Origin of the sequence: Terrabacter sp. Root85, from assembly GCF_001429185.1 — a bacterium.
Lineage (GTDB): Bacteria > Actinomycetota > Actinomycetes > Actinomycetales > Dermatophilaceae > Terrabacter.
The window spans coordinates 124,983-143,232 of sequence record NZ_LMIW01000013.1 but is presented as its reverse complement, the minus strand read 5'-3'; the positions used below and the strand labels follow the sequence as shown (position 1 = coordinate 143,232).

Here is an 18,250-nt window from a genome sequence, read left to right as displayed (position 1 = left end):
GCGGCTGAACACAGTGCACAAAGTGTTGCCCGTATGCCGTGTGGTGATGGACACTCTGTCCATGACCTCAGGAGCGGGACCGTCGGTGCGCGCACCGGTCGACGCGCTCGACTGCCGCATCCTGCTCCTGCTGCTCACCGAGCCGGGCATCGGCGTGCTCGGCGCCTCTCGCCGCCTGGGCGTGGCCCGCGGCACCGTGCAGGCCCGGCTGGACCGGCTGCAGCGCACCGGCGTGCTCCGCTCGATGGCCCCGGACGTCGACCCGGCCGCCATCGGCTACCCCGTGACGGCGTTCTGCACCCTCGAGATCCGGCAGGGTCGCGGTGGGCACTCCCCCGTCGTCGACCACCTCGCCGCCATCCCCGAGGTGCTCGAGGCGCACACGATCACCGGCTCCGGTGACGTGCTCATCCGCATCGTCGGTCGCGACAACGCCGACCTCCAACGGGTCATCGACCGCGTCGTCGACGACGCGCACGTGACGCGGGCCTCGACCGTCATCTCGCTCGCCACGCGCCTCGACCACCGCACGATCCCGCTCGTCGAGCACCTCCTCGACACGTCGTCCTGACGTGCGACGCTCGCACCACCTGCAGCACCGGAACGACCCACCGCACCACTCATCCCACCGAGCCGGACCAGGAGCCACCGTGACCGCCAACCCCTACGCACCGCGGCCCGACGTCGAGCTGACCCACCCGGAGTGGAGCCACAGCGCGACGATCTACCAGATCAACCAGCGCCACCTCACGCCCGAGGGCACGTTTCGCGCCGCCGAGGCGCACCTGCCCCGCATCCGCGACCTCGGCATCGACATCGTGTGGCTCATGCCGGTGCACCCGATCGGGGAGCTGAACCGCAAGGGCGTGCTCGGCAGCCCGTACGCCGTCAAGGACTACCTCGGCGTCAACCCGGAGTTCGGCACGCTGGAGGACCTGCGCCACTTCGTCGACACGGCCCACGGTCTCGGTCTGCGCGTCATCCTCGACTGGGTCGCCAACCACACCGCGTGGGACAACCCGCTCGTTGAGGAGCACCCAGACTGGTACGCCCGTGACTGGAAGGGCGACCTGCGCCCCACGCCATGGTGGGACTGGGACGACATCATCGACCTCGACTACGACAACCCCGACCTGCGTCGCTACATGACCGAGGCGATGAAGTTCTGGGTGCGCGACGTCGATGTCGACGGGTTCCGTTGCGACGTGGCCGGATTCGTGCCCGTCGACTTCTGGGACAACGTACGCCGCGAGCTCGACGAGATCAAGCCGGTCTTCATGCTCGCCGAGTGGGAGTCGCGCGACCTGCACGTCCGCGCCTTCGACATGACGTACGGCTGGAGCTGGAACGAGACGCTCCACAAGATCGCCCACGGCAAGGCCGACGTCGAGGCCCTCAAGGTCTACTACGCGTGGAACGACCGCTTCTACCAGCGCGACGCCTACCGGATGCTCTTCGTCAGCAACCACGACAAGAACGCGTGGGAAGGCACCGAGTACGAGCAGTTCGGCGACGCCCTCCTTCCGGCGATCGTCCTGTCCGTCGTCAGCGAGGGCATGCCGCTCGTCTACAACGGGCAGGAGGCGGGCAGCGACAAGCGGCTCATCTTCTTCGACAAGGACGAGATCGAGTGGCGCGAGGACGAGCAGGGCGAGCTCTACCGGCAGCTCTTCGCCCTCAAGAAGGCGCACCCCGCGCTGTGGAACGGTGCCGCGGGCGGGCGCATGGTGCGCGTCCCCAACTCGGCCGAGGCGGCGGTGCTGAGCTTCGTGCGAGCCGTCGGCGACGACCGGGTCTTCGGGGCGTTCAACTTCAGCGACGAGGACCGGACCGTGACGCTCGGCGACGGCCCGCAGGCGGGCTCGTGGCGTGACGCCTTCAGCGGCGAGACCCTCGAGCTGGCGCAGGGCCAGCAGTACACCCTGCCGGCCTGGGGCTACCAGGTCCTCGTCGGCGCCTGACGCGACGGAGCAGGGCCTCGGGCGCTCCTCCACGGGCGGCCCGAGGCCCCGGACGGCACAGGGGTCGTGTCCCGTCGACTGGTAGACGATCGAGCGCCCAGATCATGACGTGATCCCGTCGAAACCGTGCACGCAGCGGCCTTCGATCCGCGAGAATGGAGATGCGTACCCGTCGGTGCTCCCCTGTCCCGGCGGGTACGCCTCTGCCGTGCCGACGTCCCACCAACCGGTCGGCCGGGACGGGGCGTCCCGCTGAACTCCCAGGCGGCGGGACGCCCCCCGAGCGGACGGGGCATCCGCCGGCACGGGTCAGCGCCGGCGCGCCTCGACGAGGTGTCGCGTCGAGTGGGCGACGAACGGCCGGCCCGCCCGCATCCCGGCGTCGAGACGTTCGAGGGTCTCGCGGTAGGTCTCGACGGTGAAGTCCGGGACCCACCAGACGCACCGACGCAGGAGCCACACGACGGCGCCCACGTCGTACAGCTCCATCCGGCACCGCGCGGTCTTCAGGTCGACGACGTCGAGGCCCGCCGCGCGAGCCTCCCGGGCCTCGGCCTCCGGGTCGCGACCCAGCCGCTCCCGCGGGAGCGGGCCGAGGAACTGCTCGATGAGCTCGAACGCCGAGGCCGGGCCGACGTGCTGGGCGAGGTAGGTGCCGCCGTCGACGAGCACCCGCGCGATCTCGTCCCAGGCCGGCCGCACCGGGTGGCGGCTCGTCACGAGGTCGAAGGTCGCGTCCGGGAAGGGCAGCGGGTCACCCGGCGTGACGGGCACGACCTCGACGCCGCGGGGCCCGAGCAGGGCGCGCGCCCGCTCCATGTTGGGCGCCCAGCCCTCGGTGACGACCATCCGCTCCGGCAGCACCGGCACCTGCGCGACGATCTCGCCACCGCCGGTGTCGAGGTCCAGGGCAACCGTGGCCCTCGACAGCCGAGCGGCGAGGAGCCGGGCGTAGCCCCAGACCGGCCGCTCCTCGGTGGCTCGGCCGTCGAGCCAGCCGAACCCCCAGCCGGTCACGTCGGCGTCGACCGCCTCGTCCACGAGCTCCTCGAACGCACGCATCCGCTCATCCAACCGGCCCGTGGGCCCGGCCTCCACCGGATAACCGACGACGGCACCGGCCCGGCCGGGGCATCCCGGCCGGGCCCGCGACGTCAGGGCGTGACGGTGATCGGGCTCCCGTTGCTGACGAGCTTCCAGTCGACGCTCGAGAAGGCCGCCGGGTCGATGACCTTGTTGGCGGTCGCCCAGTCGATGAGCAGCTGGCGGATCTCGATCTGACGGTTGTAGACGACCGGGGCGGCCACGACGCCCGGGAAGTTGCCGCCTCCCGACTGGCGGTAGTTGTTGATCGCGACGACGAAGCGCGCGTCCGGCGCCACCGGGCTGCCGGCATTCGCGAGGTTCACGATCCGCGAGCCGACCGCCTTGGCGAGGTCGATGTCGTAGGTGAGGTCCGCGTCGAGCCCACCCATGACGTCGTAGTTGTAGTCGGGGGTCGCGTTGGCGTTGGTGATCGTGTCGGCGGCGACCGGGCCCGTCGTCGTGCAGGGCTTGAAGTACTCCGCGCTCTTCTCGAGGTACGCCTTGACCTGGGCTCCGGTGAGGACGATGCCGAGGAGGGTGTTGTCGTAGATGTAGAGGCCCGCCACGTCGCGGATCGTCACGTCGCCGGCCGGGATCGCGGCGAGCTTGTTGAACGGCGCGGCGATCGACAGGACCGGCAGGGACGCCTCGGGCGTGCCCGCGAGCGCCTTCTTGACCGCGTCGGCCTGGACGTAGTTGATGAAGTCGATCGCGGCGGTGTCCTCGTAGCGCGACGTGGACGCCGACATGGCCTGCGTGCACGTCCCGATGACGCCGTTGACGTAGGTCAGCACCTTCTGGTGGGCGGCTGCGACGGCGCCGGTCACAGCGGGGTCCTCGGGCGCGACGTTGGAGTTGTAGAGCGTCGCCTCGGAGTGGACGACCTGCCACTGGCCGCGCACCTTCTGGACGTCGATCGACATCCGCGTCACGCGCATGCCCCAGTAGTAGGGCTCGGAGAGGAGGACCTTCTTGCCGGTCTGCGCGTTCGTGACGTAGCGCTGCGGGATCTCGAGGTGCGCGTGGCCGACGAGGACGGCGTCGATGCCGGGGACCTGCTCGGCGAGCAGCGCGCTCGCGTTCTCGACGTAGGGCAGCGCGTCGCCCCACGACGACTTGCCGTTGTCGCCTGAGTGGCACGCGACGATGACGATGTCGGCGCCGGCGGCCTTGAGGCGGGGCACCATGACCTTCGCCTGCTCGATGATGCCGGGGAACTTCACCTTGCCCTCGACGTTGGCCTTGTCCCAGATCGCGACGCCGGGCGTCACGAGGCCGAGGATGCCGACCTTGATCGCCTTGGTGTCGGGCAGCTTGACCGTCTTGATGACCCACGGCTTGAAGACCGGGGCGCCGGTGTTCCAGTCGACGGAGTTGGCCGACAGGAGCGGGAAGTTCAGCTGCTTCTCGAAGGCGCGCAACGTGTCGAGGCCGTAGTTGTACTCGTGGTTGCCGAGCGCGGCGGCGTCGTAGCCGACCTGGTTCATCGCCGCGGCCATGGGGTGCGTCGAGCCGCCGGTGATGGGGTCGATCTTGGCGTAGTAGTACGCGAGCGGCGTGCCCTGGATCGTGTCGCCGGCGTCGATCGTCAGGGTGCGCTCTGCGCCGACCTCGGCCCGGATCGCCTTGATGATCGAGGAGGCCTTGGCCACGCCGATGTCGTTGGCCTTGGCGTCGGTGTACTCGGCGTTCTTGAAGTAGTCCCAGTTGTAGACGTTGCCGTGCAGGTCGGTCGTGCCGAGCACGGTCAGCCGGACGACCTCGCCGTTGGTGCCCGGGGCGGTGGCCGCCGGAGCGGCGTCGGCGGGCACGGCCGAGCGCACGGCCGCGAGCCCGGCGCCGCCGACGGCGGCGAGGGCCAGCAGCTGGCGACGGGTGGTGGAGGATCCGAGGAGGTCAGGGGTGTGGTCGGTGCTCATGTCGTCCTTCGCTGTCAGGTGCTCGATCGGAGCAGTCCCGGTGCACGGTGCGCGGCTCGCCCCCGAGGCGCAGTGCACGACCATAGCCGGACACTTCCGCCCATAGGCCGACAGCACCGGTCGGTTTCGTGAACCCTCAGCGTCGGCCGACGAGCCAGAGCCGGATCTTGTCGATGCGCTCGGTGACCTGCTCGGTCGAGGCGGCCGCGAGGTCGGGTCCGCCACAGACGCGCCGGAGGTCCATGTGGACGTTGGCGTGCGGCAGCCCCTTCTGACGGGCGTACGTCGAGACGAGCGTGTTGAGCTCCTTGCGCTGGGCGGCAAGGGCCCGGTGGGCGGCGACGGGCATGGGGGCGGTGGCGCCCTGGGGGGCCTTCTTGACCTGACGGCTCTGCCGCTCGCGGAGCAGCGCCGACACCTGGTCGGGCTCGAGCAGGCCCGGCAGGCCGAGGTACTCCTCCTCGTCCTCCGACCCGATCTGGGCGTGCATGCCCCACTGCTGCTTGTCGAAGAGCACGTGGTCGAAGTGGGCGTCGGACTCGAGCGCCTCGAAGGCGCCCTCGTCGAGGGCACCGCTCGCCTTGTCGGCCCGGTTGGCCTCGTCGAGCAGGCTCTGCTCCTCGGCCCACATCTGGCCGATGTCGTCAGGGTTGGGCTTGCGGTCGAGGGCGTGGTCGCGCTGCTCCTCGAGGCGCGCCGCGTGGTCGAGGACCACGGGCACCGAGGGCAGGAAGACCGACGCGGTCTCACCCCGCCGTCGGGCGCGCACGAAGCGTCCGACGGCCTGGGCGAAGAAGAGCGGCGTCGAGGTGGACGTCGCGTAGACCCCGACCGCGAGCCGCGGCACGTCGACCCCCTCGGACACCATGCGGACGGCGACCATCCAGCGCTCGTCGCTCGCCCCGAAGTCCTCGATGCGCTTGCTCGCGCCGAGGTCGTCGGAGAGGACGACCGTCGGGGCCTCGCCGGTCAACGAGCGGAGGATGGCGGCATACGCCCTCGCCTGGGTCTGGTTGGAGGCGATGACGAGGCCGCCGGCGTCCTCGACGTGGCGCCGCACCTCGGTGAGGCGCCGGTCGGCGGCGGCGAGGACCGCGGGGATCCACTCCCCCTTGGGATCGAGCGCCGTGCGCCACGCGTGGGCGACGAAGTCCTTTGTCATCGGCTCGCCGAGGCGCGCCTCGAGCTCGTCGCCGGCCTTGGTGCGCCAGCGCATGCTGCCGCCGTAGGCCATGAAGAGGACGGGTCGCACGACGCCGTCGCGCAGCGCCTCGGCGTAGCCGTAGGTGTAGTCGCTCGAGCTGACGAGGGTGCCCTCGGCGTCGAGCTCGTACGTGACGAACGGGATCGGCGAGGTGTCGGAGCGGAAGGGCGTGCCGGTCAGCGAGAGCCGACGGGTCGCGGGCTCGAAGGCCTCGCGGATGCCGTCGCCCCAGCTCTTCGCGTCACCGCCGTGGTGCACCTCGTCGAGGATGACGAGGGTCGAGCGCGACGTCGTCAGCTCGCGGTGCAGCGACGGGCGCGAGGCGACCTGCGCGTAGGTCACGGCGACACCGTGGTAGTCGTCGCTGTGCCGGCCGATGCTGTTGCTGAACTTCGGGTCGAGACTGATGCCGACGCGGGCGGCGGCGTCGGCCCACTGGGTCTTGAGGTGCTCCGTGGGAGCGACGACCGTGACGCGCGAGACGATGCCCGCGCTCAGCAGCTCGGTGGCCACGCGCAGGGCGTACGTCGTCTTGCCGGCGCCCGGTGTGGCGACCGCGAGGAAGTCGCGCGGCGACTTGCCGAGGTAGAGGTCGAGCGCCTCCTGCTGCCACGCGCGCAGCTTGCTGGCGGTACCCCACGCAGCCCGCTCTGGGAAGGCGGGTGGGAGGTGGAAGGCGGCCCCTGAACTCATAGAGAGGCCACCGTAACGAATCCCCGAGGACGACATGCCGAGGCCCCGCCTTGCGGGCGGGGCCTCGGCCTGGATGGTATGCCGCGCAGTCGGTTTCGCGACGTCGAGCAGGCGCGCTGGTGGTCACCGGCCGGCGCGGTACGCCGTCCACTGGGCCTGCATGCGCGAGACCTGGCCGGTCGTGAAGGTGTTCATGCAGGAGTCGTACGTGTAGTCCATGAAGTTCTTGATCGGGTCGAGGCCGGGGCTCGTGCACGTGTCGCGGCCGGTCGGGCACTGGTAGGCGGCGCTGGCCTCGGCGGGCGTGTCGTCGACGTAGTCGCCGTTGCCGTTACAGCCGCCCTGGAAGGTGTGGTAGAGCCCGACCCAGTGGCCGACCTCGTGGGTGGCCGTGTCGCCCTGATTGTAGTTCGTCGCGCTGCCACCGGGCAGGGAGGCCGTGAGGATGACGACGCCGTCCATGGCGTCGTAGGTGCCCTTGGGGAAGGTCGCCCAGCCCAGCAGCCCCTGACCGATGTTGGCCGAGTAGAGGTTGAGGTCAGCCATCGTGCCCTTGCGGAGCGTCGTCTTCATGCTCTTCTCGGCCGCCGAGCCGGGCGTCACGGTGTACCAGGACGAGTTGCTCGTCGAGTCGGAGCCGGCGAGGCTGAAGCTGAGACCGGTCCCCGAGTAGGCCTTGTTGAGGACGCTGATCTGGCTGCTGATCGCGCTGCCGCTGACGGTGCCCTGGGTGCCGTTGGTGATGGTGTGCCAGTAGACCTTGACCGTCGTCGGTGCGAAGGTGCTGCCCGTGCCCGGCTTGCCCTGCTGGCCCTCCCTGACGACCTTGCCCGACGAGTCCCGGGTCAGCCCCTTGGCCTCGAGGGCCTTGGTCAGGGCGGCCTCGTTGGCGCGCACCTGTGCGTCGGTCAGCTCGTGCGGGTCCTTGGCGGTGCCGTGGGTGCCGCGGGCTCCGACCGCGCCCACGGCCGCCGGGTCGAGGCACGCGGCGCTGCCGTGGCCCTCCATCACGGGCGCGGCCTGCGCCGGTGCGCCGAGGGATGCTGCGGCGAGTGCGAGCGGTGCCGCGAGCATCAGGGAGCGAAGCTTCATGGGGTGACCTTTCTCGTCCGACACGACGCCCGATCGGGCGACGATCCCAGCGACTGTAGGTACGCGACAGTCAGTGGCGGAGCCGGGGCGAGTAAAGAACCCTTAAGGAAAGCCCCTCGGTCGGGCGGTGGTGGTCAGGCACCCGCGGACGCGTCGCTCAGGACTGTCCGCCGCCGCCCTGGTCGCCGTCGCCGCCGTCCTGGGGGTCGCGAAGGCCTTCGTAGATCTCCTTGCAGACCGGGCAGACCGGGAACTTCTGGGGGTCGCGGCCCGGGACCCAGATCTTGCCGCAGAGGGCCACGACGGGCTCACCCGACAGCGCGCTCTCGAGGATCTTCTCCTTGCGCACGTAGTGCGAGAAGCGCTCGTGGTCACCGGGCTCCTGGAGCTCCTCGCGAACCTCCTCACGCTCGATCGTGGCCGTGCTCGTGCGCCGCAGCGGCTCCGGCTCGGGCTCGAACGGGTCGGGAGGCATCGTGCTCATGACGAGAGTGTATGCCGCCCTGCCGCACCCCGAAGGAGCCGCTCCCCCGCGGGATAGGCCCCCCACGACGCCGGGAGCGCGCCGGGTCGGCCGCTGAGCAGCACCGCCTCGACACCGGCCTCTGGGCCGTCCGGCGCCGGCTCGAGGCCGAGGCGCCGCAGGGTCTGGCGGGCCACCGCGACGGGAGAGTCGTGGATCGTCACACCGTCCCCGAGGGCCGCGACGATCCGGTCGACGACGAGCCCGTAGTGGGTGCACCCGAGGACGAGCGAGCGCACGCCCGCGGGGGTCTGCGACGCGGCATACGCGATGCAGGCGTCGACCGCGTCGGGGTCACCGGACTCGATGGCCTCGGCGAGCCCCAGGGCCGCAACGGCATACGTCTCGACGTCGGCGGCGAAGGCGTCGACGAGGCCCCTGAGGTAGTCGCTCGACGTCGTGGCAGCCGTGGCCCACACGGCGACCGGCCCTCCCCCGGCGGCCGCCGGGCGGATGGCCGGCACCGTGCCGATGACGGGGACGGCCGGCTCGAGCTCGGCGCGGAGGGCGCCCAGCCCGTGCACCGAGGCGGTGTTGCACGCGACGACGATCGCGGCCGGCTCGTGGGGAAGGGTGGCGCGCGCCGAGGCGAGGATCAGTCGCTGGACCTCGGCGGGCGTGCGCGGGCCGTAGGGCATGTTGTCCGGGTCGAGCGACAGCACGAGCCCGAGGTCGGGCCGCAGCGCGTGGAGGGCGTCGGCGTACCCGAGGAGCCCGAGACCGCTGTCGACGAAGGCAACTCGCCTGGTCGACCTCGGCATCCCGGGATGCTCCTCGGTGTCCGGCCGCACGGGCCCCGTGACGCCCATGTCAGTTCATCGACGGGTCGTCGGGGAAGTTCGCGACGTACGCGAGGCTGTCGCGCTGGCGTCGGAGCACCTCACGCCACAGCCCCTCCGGCCGCGGCGTGAAGGCGTCGCGCACCTCCGCATCGACGACGTACCAGTCGCCGCGCAGCACCTCGTTCTCGAGCTGGCCGGACTCCCACCCGGAGTAGCCGGCGAAGATCCGCAGCCCCGCCAGCTCGGCCGCGACGACAGGGGTCGGCACGTCGAGGTCGACGAGGCCGATCGAGCCGAAGAGGCGCTTGACCCCGAGCGGCTCCGGCTCGTCGCCCGGCACCGTGACGAGCCCCAGCGCCGACGACGTCGACACCGGCCCGCCCTGAAAGAGGACGTGCGGGGCGGTCACGACACGCTGCCAGCCCGGCAGCACCGAGTCCACCTCGGCCGACAGGGGCTTGTTGAGCACGACGCCCTGGGCGCCGCCGTCGTCGTGGTGGAGCATGAGGATGACGGACCGATGGAACACGTCACCCCCGACGGACGGCGTCGCCACGAGGAGGCGGCCGGTGTGGAACATCGAGCTCACGGGCCCAGCCTTCCACACCGGCGACTGCTCAGAAGCGCGCGCCCCGCTGACCACGGCGGTCGTCGTCGCCCCAGCGGGACACGAGACCGTCACCGCGGTCGGTGCGACGGCCCCGACGGTCGTCGGAACGACCGCCACCGTGCTGCGGACGCGAGCCGCTGCGCTGGCCCTGGCGCGGACCGCGCGGACCGGCCGGCCCACGACGATGCGCCTTGGGACCGGCGATGAGGCGCTGGAACTCGTCCTCGGCGATCGCGACACCGCTCGGGGTCGTCGCACCGGTCGCCGCGATGATCGCATCGCCGGGCGTGGCCCGCACGGGCGAGATCTCGAGACCGGCGTCCTTGAGCTGACGCTCCATCGTCCGACGCTGGTGCGGCAGGGCGAGGGTCACGACGGTGCCCTTGTCACCGGCGCGAGCCGTACGACCGGAGCGGTGGAGGTAGTCCTTGTGGTCGGCCGGCGGGTCGACCTGCAGGACGACCGAGACGTCGTCGACGTGGATGCCGCGGGCCGCGACGTCGGTCGCGACGAGCACCGGGAGGGTGCCGTCACGGAACGCGCCGAGCACGCGGTTGCGCTGGCCCTGGTTGAGGCCACCGTGGAGCGCGGCCGCCATGACGCCCTGCTCGCGCAGCTGGAGCGCGATGCGGTCGGCGCCGAGCTTGGTGCGACAGAACACGACGGTGCGGCCCTCGCGGTTGGCGACCTCGGCCGTGATGACCTTCTTGTGCTGCGGGTCGATGAGCAGGACGTGGTGGTCCATGCCCTCGACCGACGCGGTGGCGTCGTTCGTCGAGTGCGTCACCGGGTCGGTGAGGTACTTCTCGACGAGCGCGTCGATGCCGCGGTCGAGCGTCGCCGAGAAGAGGAGGCGCTGGCCGTCGGACGGGATCTTGTCGAGGCTCGTCGTGATCTCGGCCATGAAGCCCATCTCGGCCATGTGGTCGGCCTCGTCGAGCACAGTGATCGCGATGTCGTCCATCTCGACGGCGCCACGCTCGAGCAGGTCGTTGAGGCGGCCCGGCGTCGCGATGAGGATGTCGACGCCCTTGTTGAGCGCGTTGATCTGCGTCGTGTAGCTGAGGCCACCGGCGACGAGCTTGTGGCGCAGGCCGGCGACGTGCACGAGCGGCTCGAGCGCGTCGGAGATCTGCATCGCGAGCTCGCGCGTCGGCGTGAGGATGAGGGCGTGCGGCTTGCGCGGGCGACGCTTGAGGTCGGCCTCGAGCAGCCGGGCGATGAGCGGCAGGCCGAAGGCAAGGGTCTTGCCCGAGCCGGTCTGGCCGCGGCCGAGGACGTCCTTGCCGGCCAGCGCGTCGGGGATCGTCGCGGTCTGGATCGGGAACGGCGAGGTGATGCCCTCCCGGGCGAGGCGCTCGACGATCCGCTCGGGCAGGCCGAGAGCGGCGAAGCCGTTGTCGGCGGCGACGTCGACGGGTCCGTCGGACACGTCCGCGCGGGTCGACTTGGTCCAGGTGTCGGCGTCCATGCGCTCGGCCTCGGCGTCGTCGAAGCTCACGGGAGCCCGGTCGGCGAAGCGGTCGGCGAAGCGGTCGGCGCCACGGTCGTCGCGGCGCTCGAAGCGCGGGCGGTCCTCGCGGCGCTGGAAGCCACCACGGTCGCCACCACGGTCATCGCGGCGCTCGAACGACGGGCGGTCCTCGCGACGCTGGAAGCCGCGGTCACCACGGTCGTCACGACGCTGGTACCCGCCACGGTCGTCGCGGTCGCCACGGGGACGGTCGAACGACGGACGGTCCTCACGACGCTGGAAGCCGCGGTCACCACGGTCGTCACGACGCTGGTAACCGCCACGGTCGTCGCGGTCGCCACGGGGACGGTCGAACGACGGACGGTCCTCACGACGCTGGAAGCCGCGGTCACCACGGTCGTCACGACGCTGGTAACCGCCACGGTCGTCGCGGTCGCCACGGGGACGGTCGAACGACGGACGGTCCTCGCGNCACGGTCGCCACCACGGTCATCGCGGCGCTCGAACGACGGGCGGTCCTCGCGACGCTGGAAGCCGCGGTCACCACGGTCGTCACGACGCTGGTAACCGCCACGGTCGTCGCGGTCGCCACGGGGACGGTCGAACGACGGACGGTCCTCGCGACGCTGGAAGCCGCGGTCACCGCGGTCGTCACGACGCTGGTAACCGCCACGGTCGTCGCGGCGGTCGGACGAGGGGCGGTCGTCGCGGCGCTGGTATCCGCCACGGTCGTCGCGACGCTCGAAGCTCGGGCGGTCCTCGCGACGCTGGAAGCCGCGGTCGTCGCGGCGCTGGTAGCCACCACGGTCGTCGCGGCGGTCCGAGGAACGGTGCTCGTCACGCGGGGCTCGCCACTCGCGGCCACCGACGTGCGAGGAGCCCGACGATGCCGGGCGGGAGGTCTTGGGGCCGGAGAAGGAACCGGAGGACTTCTGTCCACCCTGTCCGCGGTGCGGCTTCTTGGTCGCGGCGGCCTTCTTCTCGGTGGACCAGCGGGCCTTCTTGGGCGCGCCGGAGGAGGTGTGCTTGGGCATTGCGTATTCAACTCTCTTGACTCGATGCAGACTTCGCCTCGAGCCGTGAGTCACACCACGACCATGCAGACGAGCCTCAGGCGCAGGAATCTCTGCGCCCCATGTGTACCGGTCCCCGGCATCTGTGCCGTCCGGTGTTCGGATCCGCTCCGCGTCGGTGCCGGGCCGCGCCGTCTGCGCGGTCTTCCGGTAGGGGTGTCACCTCGTCGGACGAGCCTGCCCGCCGGGCATCCCCGGCGCCATCTCTTCCGTCGTGATCCGAGGAGACCTCGGAGTCGGATGCCGCCAAGTCTACCAGCGACGCAGCCGGGCCCCGACCACGAGCACGGCCGCCCCGAGCGCCACGCCGACGAGGTCGACCACCGCGTCCCACACGTCGCCGGAGCGCCCGGGGAGGAGGAAGTGCTGCACCAGCTCGCTCACCGGAGCATGGATCGCGAAGATGACGACCGCGGTGCGCACGGACCGCAGGGCGCGCCCCACGGCATACGTCGGCACGGCGAAGACGAGGAGGTGCACGACCTTGTCGGTCCAGCTCACCGGGCCCTCGACGGTGACGACGGGCCAGTAGAGGACGAGCAGCTGCGTCACGACGGCCGCGACCGCCAGGCCGACGACGAGGCGCGAGGTGGGGGCGGACCGTCGCGGGAGGCTCGTCATGGCACCGCAGTCTAGGTAGGTTGCGACGAGGGCCCCGACCCGCTCCGCGAGGGCCGCGACGAGAGGAACCCCATGGGCAAACGCACGGTCACCGTCAACGGCGCCGGCAGGGCCGCCGTCTCCCCCGACGTCGTGCGCCTCGACCTGCGGGTCGGGCACGACGCCGACGACGTCGCGACGGCCCTCGCCGGGGCGGCCGAGGGCATCGCGAAGGTCGGGGCGGTCGTGCGCGACCACGACGTGGCCGACGCCGACATCCGCACCCTCGACGCGGGCGTCAACCAGCGTTGGGACAACACCGGTGTCGCGGTCGGCTTCACGGCCCAGCAGCGGCTCGCCGTCACCGTGCGCCGGCTCGAGTCGGTCGGCGAGATCCTCGAGGCCGCCGCGTCCGCGGTGGGCAACGCCCTGCTCGTCGACCAGGTGCGCCTCGACGTGTCCGACCGCAGCGAGGGACTGCGGCGCGCCCGGGAGGCCGCCTTCGCCGACGCCCGCGACAAGGCGCAGCAGTATGCCGCCCTCTCCGGCGCCGAGCTCGGCGCAGTCCTCGGGGTGGCCGAGGCGGGCACCATCCCGGTCCAGCGCCGCGAGATGAAGCTCATGGCGGCCTCGATGGACGCCGGCGGCATGCCCGTCGAGGGCGGTGACCTCGACCTCGGGGCTTCCGTCACCGTCACCTGGGAACTGCGCTGAGGGCGGAATACCCGTCACACGCCGATCGTTGGGAGAGACATGGCTACCACTGACCTGACCGCGCAGTCCTTCGAGAAGACCGTTCTCGACAACGACATCGTCCTGGTCGACTTCTGGGCGTCCTGGTGCGGCCCGTGTCGGCAGTTCGCCCCGGTCTACGACGCCGCCTCGCAGAGCGGTGACAACGAGGGCATCGTGTTCGGCAAGGTCGACACGGAGGCCGAGCAGTCCCTCGCATCGGCGGCGAACATCACCTCGATCCCGACCCTGATGGCCTTCAAGGAGGGCGTGCTCGTCTTCGCCCAGCCCGGTGCGCTGCCGCAGTCCGCGCTCCAGGACGTCATCGAGCAGGTCAAGAACCTCGACATGGCCCCGATCAAGGAGCAGATGGCGGCCGAGGCGGCCGGCGCCGCTTCCGGCGGCCAGACCGAGCAGGCCTGACGAGCCCGGACAGACGGCATACGGCATACGGCACAGACGAAGAGGGCGTCCCGCGAACGGGACGCCCTCTTCGTGCTTGTCAGCGACAGCGTGACGTGGCCACCACGTGAGTGGTGGAGGTGGCGGGAATTGAACCCGCGTCCGATGACGAGAAACCAGGGCTTCTCCGGGTGCAGTGCGCTATGGCTTTTCTCGGCCCCAGGGCTCGCACGCACGCGTCCCCTGACAGGCCCAGTTGAGTAAGAGTCCCGTGCAGCCCCCCAACATGACTGCACAGCAAGTTTCCTAGCTGATGCCAGACACTGAGTCGGAAACTAGCTCAGGCTGACAGACTTCGAGGCTCGCTCAGGCGGCGAGGGCGAAGTCGGTGCGCTTGGAATTGGCACCTATGGTTTTGCAAGGAGCGTTTACGAGATAACCCTGCATCCTCGACCCGCTTCCCCTGACATGTCGACCACCGTCGAAACCGATCACCCCCATGAGGGGTGTCCACGTCACGCTGTTCACTTGTCAAGCTGCTCTGCGTCCCACCGGGGTGGAGTCCACAGTATGCAGGAGGAACGCTCGGGCGGTCCAAGCCATTCCCGTCTCGGATGGGAACACCCCTCTCGGGAGCGACAGGCCCGCCACTAGGCTGCCGACCGTGGTCGACGCGGACCACACCCGTCGCCCCCGGCACCCTGGAGGTCCGATGTTCCGCAAGGTTCTCGTCGCCAACCGAGGCGAGATCGCCGTCCGAGCCTTCAGGGCCGCCACCGAGCTCGGCGCCCGCACGGTCGCCGTCTTCCCCTACGAGGACCGCAAGAGCGAGCACCGGCTCAAGGCCGACGAGGCCTACCAGATCGGCGACGAGGGCCACCCGGTCCGGGCCTACCTCGACCACGAGGCCATCGTCGCCCAGGCCGTCGAGGCCGGGGCCGACGCGATCTACCCCGGCTACGGCTTCCTGTCGGAGAACCCCCTTCTCGCCGAGGCGTGCGACGCCGCCGGCATCACCTTCATCGGTCCCCCGGCCTCGGTGCTGCACCTCACGGGCAACAAGGCCCGCGCCATCGCCGCCGCGCGTGACGCCGGCCTGCCGACGCTGCGCGGCTCCGAGCCCGGCACCGACCTCGACACTCTCGAGGCCGCGGCCGAGGACATCGGCTATCCCGTCTTCGTCAAGGCGGTCAGCGGTGGCGGCGGTCGGGGCATGCGCCGCGTCGAGGGCCGAGAGGGTCTGCGCGACGCGCTCGAGGCCGCCCAGCGCGAGGCCGAGTCGGCGTTCGGTGACCCGACGCTCTACCTCGAGGAGGCCGTGGTCAACCCGCGCCACATCGAGGTCCAGGTGCTCGCCGACAGCACGGGCGAGGTCGTCCACCTCTACGAGCGCGACTGCTCGCTCCAGCGCCGCCACCAGAAGGTCGTCGAGATCGCGCCGGCGCCCAATCTCGACGCGGCGACGCGCGAGAGCATGTGCGCCGACGCCGTCGAGTTCGCGCGCTCGATCGGCTACGTCAACGCCGGGACGGTCGAGTTCCTCCTCGGCGAGGACGGGCGCTACGTCTTCATCGAGATGAACCCGCGCATCCAGGTCGAGCACACGGTGACCGAGGAGGTCACCGACATCGACCTCGTCGTCATGCAGATGCAGATCGCGTCGGGCGACACCTTCGCGTCGATGGGCCTGCGCCAGGACGACATCCGCACCAAGGGCTTCGCGATGCAGTGCCGGATCACGACGGAGGACCCGGCCAACGGCTTCCGTCCCGACGCGGGCACCATCACCGTCTACCGCTCGGCCGGCGGCAGCGGCGTGCGCCTCGACGGCGGGACCGTCTTCGTCGGTGCCGAGATCAGCGCCCACTTCGACTCGATGCTCGTCAAGCTCACCTGCCGTGGGATGACCTTCCCGATCGCCGTGCGCCGCGCCCAGCGCGCCCTGGCGGAGTTCCGCATCCGCGGGGTCTCGACCAACATCCCCTTCCTCGAGGCGGTCCTCGGCGACCCGGTCTTCCAGGAGGGCCTGGCCACGACGTCGTTCATCGACCAGCGTCCCGAGCTGCTCTCCGCGCGGATCAGCGCCGACCGCGCGACGAAGCTGCTCAGCTACCTCGCCGACGTCACCGTCAACCAGCCCAACGGCCCGGTCACGACGCGGATCCGCCCCCGCACCAAGCTTCCCCAGCTCCCCGACGCGCCCCTGCCGCCCGGTGCCCGCGACCGTCTCGTCGCCGACGGGCCGGCGGCCTTCGCGCGAGCGCTGCGCGAGGCGAACGACGTCGCCGTCACCGACACGACGTTCCGCGACGCACACCAGTCGCTCCTCGCGACCCGCATGCGCACCCGCGACCTGCTCCACGTCGCCAAGCACGTCTCGCACCTGACGCCGCAGCTGCTCTCGATGGAGGCCTGGGGCGGCGCGACCTACGACGTGGCGCTGCGCTTCCTGGCCGAGGACCCGTGGGAGCGGCTCGCCGCGCTCCGTGAGGCCATGCCCAACATCCCGCTGCAGATGCTGCTGCGCGGGCGCAACACGGTCGGCTACACCCCCTACCCGACGGCCGTGACCGACGCCTTCGTGCGCGAGGCCGCGTCGACGGGCCTCGACATCTTCCGCATCTTCGACTCGCTCAACGACGTGTCGCAGATGCGCCCGGCCGTCGAAGCGGTGCTCGAGACGAACACCGCGGTCGCCGAGGTGGCGCTCTGCTACACGGGCAACCTGATGAGCCCCGGCGAGAAGCTCTACACGCTCGACTACTACCTCCACCTCGCCGAGCAGATCGTCGACACCGGCGCCCACGTGCTCGCCATCAAGGACATGGCCGGGCTGCTCCGCGCTCCGGCGGCGGCGCGGCTGGTCCGCGCGCTGCGCGAACGCTTCGACCTGCCGGTGCACCTGCACACGCACGACACCGCGGGCGGCCAGATCGGCACGCTCCTTGCCGCCATCGACGCCGGGGTCGACGCCGTCGACGCCGCCACGGCGACGATGGCCGGCACGACGAGCCAGCCCTCGCTCTCGGCCCTCGTCGCGGCGACCGACGACACCGACCGCCCGACGGGGCTCGACATCGAGAACGTCTTCGCGCTCGAGCCCTACTGGGAGGCCGTGCGTCACCTCTACCGGCCCTTCGAGTCGGGACTCGACTCCCCCACCGGCCGGGTCTACTTCCACGAGATCCCCGGCGGCCAGCTGAGCAATCTCCGGCAGCAGGCGATCGCCCTCGGTCTCGGCGACCGCTTCGAGGCGATCGAGGACATGTATGCCGCGGCGAACCGGATCCTCGGCAACGTCGTCAAGGTGACGCCGAGCTCCAAGGTCGTCGGCGACCTCGCGCTCGCGCTCGTCGGCGCCGGCGCCGACCCGAAGGACTTCGAGGACGACCCCCAGCGCTTCGACATCCCGGACTCGGTCATCGGCTTCCTCAACGGCGAGCTCGGCGACCCTCCCGGTGGGTGGCCAGAGCCCTTCCGCACCAAGGCGCTCGCCGGCCGCCAGTCCAAGCCGCGCCTCACCGAGCTGACGCCGGAGCAGGAGCAGGCTCTCGTCGAGGCCCCGCGACGCACCCTCAACGAGCTGCTCTTCCCCGGACCGACGAAGGAGTTCGAGAGCTCGCGCGAGTCCTACGGCGACCTGTCGGTGCTCGGCACCGTCGAGTTCCTCCACGGCCTCGAGGCAGGTGAGGAGTACGAGGTCGAGATCGAGCCGGGCAAGCGGCTCATCCTCGGGGTCCAGTCGATCGGCGAGGCCGACTCCAAGGGGATGCGCACCGTCATGTGCACCCTCAACGGGCAGTTCCGACCCATCACCGTCCGCGACCGCTCGGTCGAGGCAGACGTCAAGTCCGCCGAGAAGGCCGACGCGGGGGTCACGGGCCAGGTCGCAGCGCCCTTCGCCGGCGTCGTCACCCTCGCAGTGTCCGAGGGTGACACCGTCGAGGCCGGCGGCGTCGTCGCGACGATCGAGGCCATGAAGATGGAGGCCAACATCACGAGCCCCACCGGAGGCACCGTCTCGCGGGTCGCCATCGGCGCGCACCAGCAGGTCGAGGGTGGCGACCTGCTCGTCGTCATCGGCTGACGTCAGCCGCGT

Annotated in this window: 14 protein-coding genes and 1 other RNA gene; 5 read left to right on the top strand and 10 right to left on the bottom strand. The window is 71.0% G+C overall.

What is annotated here, in order from left to right:
• Positions 1-61: 61 nt before the first annotated feature.
• Positions 62-571 (top strand): Lrp/AsnC family transcriptional regulator, encoded by a 510-nt coding sequence (locus ASE25_RS19830; protein ID WP_056775809.1) that lies wholly within the window; start codon positions 62-64, stop codon positions 569-571.
• Positions 572-650: 79 nt separating this feature from the next.
• Complete coding sequence (locus tag ASE25_RS19825) at positions 651-1,961, top strand: alpha-amylase family glycosyl hydrolase (RefSeq protein ID WP_056827127.1); 1,311 nt, start codon at positions 651-653, stop codon at positions 1,959-1,961.
• A gap of 309 nt (positions 1,962-2,270) precedes the next feature.
• Here ASE25_RS19825 and ASE25_RS19820 read toward each other — a convergent pair whose 3' ends face one another.
• The 9 genes from ASE25_RS19820 to ASE25_RS19775 form a co-directional block, all read right to left on the bottom strand.
• Positions 2,271-3,023: a methyltransferase domain-containing protein gene (locus ASE25_RS19820; protein WP_056775805.1), complete on the bottom strand. Its 753-nt coding sequence runs from the start codon at positions 3,021-3,023 to the stop codon at positions 2,271-2,273.
• Positions 3,024-3,115: 92 nt separating this feature from the next.
• A complete protein-coding gene (locus tag ASE25_RS19815; RefSeq protein WP_056827228.1) occupies positions 3,116-4,966 on the bottom strand; it encodes a bifunctional UDP-sugar hydrolase/5'-nucleotidase in 1,851 nt (616 codons plus the stop codon).
• Between the two features lie 136 nt (positions 4,967-5,102).
• Complete coding sequence (locus tag ASE25_RS19810) at positions 5,103-6,863, bottom strand: DEAD/DEAH box helicase (protein WP_056775802.1); 1,761 nt, start codon at positions 6,861-6,863, stop codon at positions 5,103-5,105.
• Positions 6,864-6,986: 123 nt separating this feature from the next.
• Positions 6,987-7,955, bottom strand: coding sequence for a zinc metalloprotease (locus ASE25_RS19805; protein ID WP_056827126.1), 969 nt, complete (start codon positions 7,953-7,955; stop codon positions 6,987-6,989).
• A 157-nt stretch (positions 7,956-8,112) separates the two neighbouring features.
• Positions 8,113-8,439 carry a DUF3039 domain-containing protein gene (locus ASE25_RS19800; protein WP_056775799.1) on the bottom strand — a complete coding sequence of 109 codons (327 nt, stop codon included), beginning with the start codon at positions 8,437-8,439 and terminating at the stop codon, positions 8,113-8,115.
• Positions 8,436-9,239, bottom strand: coding sequence for a glutamate racemase (locus ASE25_RS19795; RefSeq protein WP_056827227.1), 804 nt, complete (start codon positions 9,237-9,239; stop codon positions 8,436-8,438). Before ASE25_RS19795 ends, ASE25_RS19800 begins: the two co-directional genes overlap by 4 nt.
• 49 nt (positions 9,240-9,288) lie before the next feature.
• Positions 9,289-9,840 carry a YqgE/AlgH family protein gene (locus ASE25_RS19790; protein ID WP_056777592.1) on the bottom strand — a complete coding sequence of 184 codons (552 nt, stop codon included), beginning with the start codon at positions 9,838-9,840 and terminating at the stop codon, positions 9,289-9,291.
• A gap of 37 nt (positions 9,841-9,877) precedes the next feature.
• Positions 9,878-11,341 carry a DEAD/DEAH box helicase gene (locus tag ASE25_RS22545; protein ID WP_056827226.1) on the bottom strand — a complete coding sequence of 488 codons (1,464 nt, stop codon included), beginning with the start codon at positions 11,339-11,341 and terminating at the stop codon, positions 9,878-9,880.
• 1,328 nt (positions 11,342-12,669) lie between these two features.
• The gene (locus tag ASE25_RS19775; protein WP_056827124.1) at positions 12,670-13,038 is read right to left on the bottom strand and encodes a VanZ family protein; all 369 of its coding nucleotides are present in this window, start codon (positions 13,036-13,038) and stop codon (positions 12,670-12,672) included.
• 72 nt (positions 13,039-13,110) lie between these two features.
• Here ASE25_RS19775 and ASE25_RS19770 point away from each other — a divergent pair, with 72 nt between their 5' ends.
• Complete coding sequence (locus ASE25_RS19770; protein ID WP_056827123.1) at positions 13,111-13,731, top strand: SIMPL domain-containing protein; 621 nt, start codon at positions 13,111-13,113, stop codon at positions 13,729-13,731.
• Positions 13,732-13,770: 39 nt separating this feature from the next.
• Positions 13,771-14,172 (top strand): thioredoxin, encoded by a 402-nt coding sequence (gene trxA / locus ASE25_RS19765; protein ID WP_056775794.1) that lies wholly within the window; start codon positions 13,771-13,773, stop codon positions 14,170-14,172.
• Positions 14,173-14,283: 111 nt separating this feature from the next.
• Here the strand turns inward: trxA and ssrA are convergent.
• Positions 14,284-14,650: a transfer-messenger RNA gene (gene ssrA / locus ASE25_RS22540) on the bottom strand.
• Between the two features lie 213 nt (positions 14,651-14,863).
• On the opposite strand from ssrA, the gene ASE25_RS19760 reads away from it, so the two are divergent.
• Positions 14,864-18,238, top strand: a complete 3,375-nt coding sequence (locus tag ASE25_RS19760) for a pyruvate carboxylase (RefSeq protein ID WP_056827122.1) — start codon at positions 14,864-14,866, stop codon at positions 18,236-18,238.
• The last annotated feature ends 12 nt before the right edge of the window (positions 18,239-18,250 follow it).

Coding starts and splice junctions, on each gene's coding strand:
- ASE25_RS19830 (WP_056775809.1), top strand. CDS start 62: ATGACCTCAGGAGCGGGACCGTCGGTGCGCGCACCGGTCGACGCGCTC.
- ASE25_RS19820 (WP_056775805.1), bottom strand. CDS start 3,023: ATGCGTGCGTTCGAGGAGCTCGTGGACGAGGCGGTCGACGCCGACGTG.
- ASE25_RS19815 (WP_056827228.1), bottom strand. CDS start 4,966: ATGAGCACCGACCACACCCCTGACCTCCTCGGATCCTCCACCACCCGT.
- ASE25_RS19810 (WP_056775802.1), bottom strand. CDS start 6,863: ATGAGTTCAGGGGCCGCCTTCCACCTCCCACCCGCCTTCCCAGAGCGG.
- ASE25_RS19805 (WP_056827126.1), bottom strand. CDS start 7,955: ATGAAGCTTCGCTCCCTGATGCTCGCGGCACCGCTCGCACTCGCCGCA.
- ASE25_RS19800 (WP_056775799.1), bottom strand. CDS start 8,439: ATGAGCACGATGCCTCCCGACCCGTTCGAGCCCGAGCCGGAGCCGCTG.
- ASE25_RS19795 (WP_056827227.1), bottom strand. CDS start 9,239: ATGCCGAGGTCGACCAGGCGAGTTGCCTTCGTCGACAGCGGTCTCGGG.
- ASE25_RS19790 (WP_056777592.1), bottom strand. CDS start 9,840: ATGTTCCACACCGGCCGCCTCCTCGTGGCGACGCCGTCCGTCGGGGGT.
- ASE25_RS22545 (WP_056827226.1), bottom strand. CDS start 11,341: ATGGACGCCGACACCTGGACCAAGTCGACCCGCGCGGACGTGTCCGAC.
- ASE25_RS19775 (WP_056827124.1), bottom strand. CDS start 13,038: ATGACGAGCCTCCCGCGACGGTCCGCCCCCACCTCGCGCCTCGTCGTC.
- ASE25_RS19770 (WP_056827123.1), top strand. CDS start 13,111: ATGGGCAAACGCACGGTCACCGTCAACGGCGCCGGCAGGGCCGCCGTC.
- trxA (WP_056775794.1), top strand. CDS start 13,771: ATGGCTACCACTGACCTGACCGCGCAGTCCTTCGAGAAGACCGTTCTC.
- ASE25_RS19760 (WP_056827122.1), top strand. CDS start 14,864: ATGTTCCGCAAGGTTCTCGTCGCCAACCGAGGCGAGATCGCCGTCCGA.